3 protein-coding genes and 1 pseudogene are annotated in these 2,807 nt (G+C 71.8%); 2 read left to right on the forward strand and 2 right to left on the reverse strand.

Annotated elements, in window-relative coordinates; genetic code table 11:
* On the reverse strand, window positions 1-262 hold a 262-nt coding region (locus tag EHS43_RS41815), incomplete at its 3' end, for an FBP domain-containing protein (protein WP_148104261.1).
* Window positions 263-332: 70 nt separating this feature from the next.
* Between EHS43_RS41815 and EHS43_RS41820 the strand changes: the two genes are divergently transcribed.
* Together EHS43_RS41820 and EHS43_RS41825 are read left to right on the forward strand one after the other, a co-directional pair.
* Window positions 333-902 (forward strand): TetR/AcrR family transcriptional regulator, encoded by a 570-nt coding sequence (locus EHS43_RS41820; RefSeq protein ID WP_125195711.1) that lies wholly within the window; start codon window positions 333-335, stop codon window positions 900-902.
* Window positions 903-923: 21 nt separating this feature from the next.
* Window positions 924-2,093, forward strand: a complete 1,170-nt coding sequence (locus tag EHS43_RS41825; protein WP_125195712.1) for a GDSL-type esterase/lipase family protein — start codon at window positions 924-926, stop codon at window positions 2,091-2,093.
* A 578-nt stretch (window positions 2,094-2,671) separates the two neighbouring features.
* On the opposite strand, the pseudogene EHS43_RS41830 reads toward EHS43_RS41825, so the two are convergent.
* Window positions 2,672-2,807, reverse strand: a pseudogene (locus tag EHS43_RS41830) (integrase core domain-containing protein); the annotation flags it as partial.

Consider the following 2,807-nt stretch of genomic DNA (forward strand, 5'->3'; position numbering starts at 1 on the left):
TGGTCAGGCACATCGAGCACATGCTTCGGCGCGCCTGCCAGGAGCCCACGGTCGAGCCGCGCAGCGCGAGGGCCGTCGGGCGGCCCTCCAGAACGGTCACCAGGTAGGCGCGGTCGGGGGCCTGGGGATCGCGCCAGCCGAGGTAGTCCAGGTCGTCCCAGGGCCGGTCGGCCAGGTCGCGCGGCACCGACAGCCGTTTCGCCTCGCCCTTGGTGCAGTTCACGAAGGCGGCACGGATCTCTTGCTCGGTCAGCGATTCCATAGCTCCACGCTAGTTTGCCTAAAAGCTTTAGGCAAATGCATAATCGACTCGGGCAAACGAGAGGACGGTTATGGCACGGGTAGGGCTGACCACGGAACGACTGGTCCGGGCGGGCGCGGAGCTGGCCGACGAGGTCGGCTTCGAGCAGGTGACCGTCTCGGAGCTCGCCCGCCGGTTCGACGTCAAGGTCGCGAGTCTGTACTCGCACGTGAAGAACTCCCAGGACCTCAAGACCCGGATCGCCCTGTTCGCCCTGGAGGAGCTCGCCGACCTCTCCTCCGACGCGGTGGCCGGACGGGCCGGCAAGGACGCGCTGACCGCCTTCGCGAACGTCTACCGCGACTACGCCCACGCCCACCCCGGGCGGGCCGCCGCCGCCAGGATGAGGCTCGACCCCGAGACCGCGGCCGCCAGCGCGGGCGTACGGCACGCCCAGATGACGCGAGCCATCCTGCGCGGCTACGACCTGCCCGAACCCGACCAGACCCACGCCGTACGACTGCTGGGCAGCACCTTCCACGGCTACGCGAGCCTTGAGGGGGCAGGTGGGTTCAGCCACAGCTCCCCCGACTCCGAGGAGTCGTGGAAGCGGATCCTGGACGCCCTCGACACGCTGTTGCGCAACTGGCCCACCTCCTGACCGACCGACAGGCTGAGGAACATGCACGACTGGATCACCACCGCCGTCACCGCCGACCTGCTGCGCGGCGCCCTCGACGTGGAGCACACCGAGCACGGGGTGCTGCCGCACCGGCTGCCCGCCCGGGCCCGTGCCCAGAACACCGACGACCAGCTCGCCATGGCCGAGTCCCAGCCCTCCGGCGTACGGCTCGTCTTCCGCACCCGGGCCACGACGGTGGAGCTGGACACCCTGCCGACCAAGCGGGCCTACGTCGGCGTGCCACCCCGTCCGCACGGTCTGTACGACCTGGTCGTCGACGGGCGTCCGGCCGGGCAGGGCAGTGTGCGCAGCGGCAACGTCATCACCGTCGACATGACCGAGGGGACGTCCGATCTCCGGCCGGGAGAGCCGGGGACCGTCCGGTTCGACGGGCTGTCCGGCGATCTCAAGGACGTCGAGATATGGCTGCCGCACAACGAGACGACCGAGCTGATCGCCCTGCGCACCGACGCGTCCGTCGAGCCGGCGCCGCGCGGTGGACGACGGGTGTGGCTGCACCACGGCAGCTCCATCAGCCACGGCTCCGACGCGGCGAGCCCCACGGGCATCTGGCCCGCGGTCGCCGCGGCACTTGGCGGTGTGGAGCTGGTCAACCTGGGCCTCGCCGGGAGCGCGCTGCTCGACCCGTTCACCGCGCGGGCCGTGCGGGACACCCCGGCCGACCTCATCAGCCTCAAGATCGGCATCAACATCGTCAACCAGGATCTGATGCGGCTGCGCGCCTTCGGCCCGGCGGTCCACGGCTTCCTCGACACGGTTCGCGAGGGTCACCCGGACGCGCCCCTGCTGGTCGTCTCGCCCATCCTGTGCCCGATCCACGAGGATACGCCGGGCCCCTCCTTCCCGGACTTCAGTGAGCTCGGCGAGGGCAGGCTGCGGTTCCGGACCATGGGCGACCCGGCGGAGCGCGCGAGCGGGAAGCTGACCCTCCAGGTCATCCGCGAGGAACTGGCCCGGATCGTCAAGCAGCGGGCCGCCGACGATCCCCACCTGCACTACCTGGACGGGCGCGAGCTGTACGGCGAGCAGGACTGGTCGGACCTGCCGCTCCCGGACGACCTGCACCCGGACGCGGCGACCCACCGGCGTATGGGGGAACGGTTCGCGGGTACGGCCTTCGCGGCCGACGGGGTGTTCGGCGACAGCTGAGGCGGGGCCCCGGCACGTGGGCCCCGGGCAAGCACATCGCCGGAAGCACCGACAACCAGACCGAACAGGGTGGGGACAGCCGGGCTGTGGGCTCCGTCCTCTTGGACACCGGGCGGATCCCTGGCCGGGCCGAACCCCTTCCCAGGAAGACAGATGGGGGCTCCCGGCCCGGGCGACGGACCACGGGTCGCGGCTGCAGACGGCATCGCCGGGCCGAACCCCCGACGTTCCGGGTGCTGGGCAGCGCGCTCCCAGCCCCAGAGGCGGGCGGCTGCGGACCCCTTGCCGCAGGCCCCAACCCCGGACGGGCCGCAGGCCCCATCCCCGGACGCCGGACCCTCGACCATCCGGGTGGCCGAGCAGCGACCTTTCCGCCGGGAGGCGGGCTGCGGATCCCCGGCCGCAGGCCCGATCCCTGGGTCGAAGCCCCAACCGTCAGGTGCCGGACAGCGGGCTCCCGGCTCGGGAGGTGGCTACGGGCTGTCAGCTCGGGCGACGGACTGCGAGTCCCCGCCTGCCAGTGCCGCGACCGCAGGGCCACGGACTCGCCCCCCGGCTGCACCGAGCCCCGAGCCCGGCTAGGTGTATTGCCCCGTGAGGTTGGGGACGCGGCTGGCGGGTGGTTGGCCCTTGAGCGCGGTGTGTCCGCGGTGGTGATTGTAGGTGTGCAGCCAGTCGGGGAACGCTGCGCGTCGTTCCTGCTCTGACCGATAG

The sequence above is a fragment of the Streptomyces sp. RP5T genome (genome assembly GCF_003933965.1).
In the GTDB taxonomy this organism is placed as follows: domain Bacteria; phylum Actinomycetota; class Actinomycetes; order Streptomycetales; family Streptomycetaceae; genus Streptomyces.

What these genes read in the sequence shown, in the direction of transcription:
- EHS43_RS41825 (WP_125195712.1), top strand. Translation starts at nt 924, where the DNA reads ATGCACGACTGGATCACCACCGCCGTCACCGCCGACCTGCTGCGCGGC.
- EHS43_RS41820 (WP_125195711.1), top strand. Translation starts at nt 333, where the DNA reads ATGGCACGGGTAGGGCTGACCACGGAACGACTGGTCCGGGCGGGCGCG.